At 65.9% G+C, this 2,310-nt stretch carries 3 protein-coding genes; all 3 read right to left on the bottom strand.

From position 1 onward, the window contains the following. On the bottom strand, positions 1 to 1,451 hold a 1,451-nt coding region (gene tnpC, locus NKI58_RS35375), incomplete at its 3' end, for an IS66 family transposase (RefSeq protein ID WP_352694631.1). Between the two features lie 66 nt (positions 1,452 to 1,517). Then, complete coding sequence (gene tnpB / locus NKI58_RS35380) at positions 1,518 to 1,865, bottom strand: IS66 family insertion sequence element accessory protein TnpB (protein ID WP_023680870.1); 348 nt, start codon at positions 1,863 to 1,865, stop codon at positions 1,518 to 1,520. Further along, positions 1,862 to 2,215: an IS66-like element accessory protein TnpA gene (gene tnpA, locus NKI58_RS35385; protein ID WP_352596435.1), complete on the bottom strand. Its 354-nt coding sequence runs from the start codon at positions 2,213 to 2,215 to the stop codon at positions 1,862 to 1,864. The genes tnpB and tnpA overlap by 4 nt, the downstream gene beginning before the upstream one ends. Between the last annotated feature and the right edge of the window lie 95 nt (positions 2,216 to 2,310).

The following is a 2,310-nucleotide window of genomic DNA, read 5'->3' on the forward strand; positions in this document are numbered from 1 at the left end:
GCGATGCCGCGCAGGGCTCGCTCGGCTGCATTGTTCGATAGGCAGATCCGCCCGTCGTCGAGGAACCGGGCGAAGGATGACCAGCGGCGCAGCATGTAGTTGAAGGCCTTGGTCAGATCATGTCCGCGCGAGAGCTTGTCGCGCGTCTCGATCATCCAGGTCTCGAGCTCCGCGACCAGCGGCAGGCTCCGCTCCTGGCGCACGGCGTGGCGTTGGGCCGGCGACAGGCCGTTGATCTCGCGCTCGATATCGAACAGGGCGTCGATGCGCTTCACGCCTTCAACCGCGAGCGGATAGACCAGGTTGGGCTTCTCGCCGTGCGCCTTCTTGCGCGCCGCCGCTTCGATATCGGCCAGCCCGAACACTTTGCGCCGGCTGTGGGCCCAGCAGCTGGCTTCCAGAATAGGCGCCGGCTGACGGGCCGCCGCATAGAGATCGCCATAACCGCCATAGGCATCGGCCTGCAGAATGCCGCTCCAGCCGGCGAGATGCGCCGCGGGATGTTCGCCTCGGCGATCGCGGGAATAATAGAACACCGCCGCCGGCGGATCGACATCGCCGAATGGTCGGTCATCACGCACATAGGTCCATAATCGGCCGGTATCGGTCTTGCCCTTGGCCAGGACCGGCACCGTCGTGTCGTCGCCGTGCAGACGTGAAGCGGCCAGCACATGGGCTTCGAGCCGCTTGAACAGCGGCATCAGCGCCGCGACGCCGGCGCCGACCTGGTCGGCGAGCGTCGACAGGCTGAGCGGCACGCCTTCGCGGGCATAGCGTTCAGCCTGGCGGTTGAGGGGCTGATGCTGGCCGAACTTCTCGAACAGGATCATCGCCAGCAGGCCGGGACCGGCCCAGCCGCGCGGGGTGGCGTGGAACGGCGCCGGAGCCTGGCTGATCGCCTCGCAGTCGCGGCAGGTGAACTTCTCCCGCACGTGCTGGATCACCTTCCATTGCCGCGGCACCACCTCCAGCGTCTCGGTGATATCCTCACCCAGCCTGCGCAGCCGATGACCGCCGCAGCAGTGGCAAGCGGTCGGCGCCGGCTCGACCACGCGTTCGCGCGGCAGGTGCTCGGGAAATGGCTGGCGCGCCGGTCGTTTGCGCACATAAGGCGCCACCTCGGTGGTCCGCGCCGCTGCCTGTTCGGCGGCGATCTCGTCTTCCGTTGCCGTGCTCTCGAGTTCCTCGAAGGTGAGTTCCATCTGGTCGTGCAGGCGGGCGGCACGTTCAGAACTTTGACCATGCAGCGCCCGCTGCAGCTTCCGGATCGTCAGATCCTGATGTGCGATCAGCGCCGCATCATCCGATGCCTTGGCCCTGGCGACCGCCAGTTCGGCCTCGACCAGCGCAGCGCGTGCGGCCTCGTCTTCGGCTCTGGCCAGCGCCGCGGTCAGCGCTGCTCTCAGCGCGCCAATATCGTCCGGAACAGCATCCTGGGCGGTGGCAACCATGCCCTGGAGTGAATCATAAAACGCGTCCGCTGACTCGCGGAAAATGGCGCAAACTCAAAGAAAAACTCAGCCCGCGCGCTGCGGTCGGAACGTGTGACGCGGGTTGCGCCAATCGATCCCGTCGAGCATGTAGGCGAGCTGCGCCGGTGATATGGAAACCGTGCCGTCCGCCGGCGACGGCCATAGAAACCGGCCCTTCTCGAGCCGTTTTGCATATAGCGACATGCCGAGCCCATCATGCCAGATAATCTTGATCAGGTTGCCGTTGCGGCCGCGGAAGACATAAAGATCGCCGGCATGCGGATCCCGGCCCAACGTCTCCTGAACCTGCAGAGCGAGGCCTTGCATTCCGCGACGCATATCGGTCCGGCCAACCGCCAACCAGATCCGCACCTGGCTCGGAACCGGGATCATGAAACGCCCAGCGCCTTCACCATCGCCGCCGCCAGTGTCGGCGGCGTGGTCAGCGGTATCCGCAGCCGCACCTTGCCGGCGATCTCCAGCTCGATCACCGCTGGTGGCGCCGCCGGCACCGAAGCGGCGAAAGGCTTATCGGGAACCACGACAACTTCGGCAAAGCCCGTCTCGCGGGCTCTCACCGTGCGGCGCCACTTATAGATCAGGCTGGTTGCGACATCGTACTGACGCGCTACCGCCGCCACTATGGCCCCGGGCGCGAATGCCGCGGCCAGGATCCGGCACTGATCCTCTTCACGCCAACGACGACGACGCTCCGGTCCGGTCAATAACGTCACATGGCTCATGCTGTGCTGCTAACTACGCTCGAAAGGACGACCTTAAGAGCGCAGCTTCGCTACCGGGCCATGCTCCCGCAAGGCGGCCCTCGCCGGAGGCGTAC

This window comes from Mesorhizobium sp. M0522 (assembly GCF_040321085.1).
Lineage (GTDB): Bacteria > Pseudomonadota > Alphaproteobacteria > Rhizobiales > Rhizobiaceae > Mesorhizobium.

Bases quoted from the DNA above. Each gene is read 5' to 3' on its own strand.
- tnpA (WP_352596435.1), bottom strand. From the start codon at position 2,215: ATGAGCCATGTGACGTTATTGACCGGACCGGAGCGTCGTCGTCGTTGG.
- tnpB (WP_023680870.1), bottom strand. From the start codon at position 1,865: ATGATCCCGGTTCCGAGCCAGGTGCGGATCTGGTTGGCGGTTGGCCGG.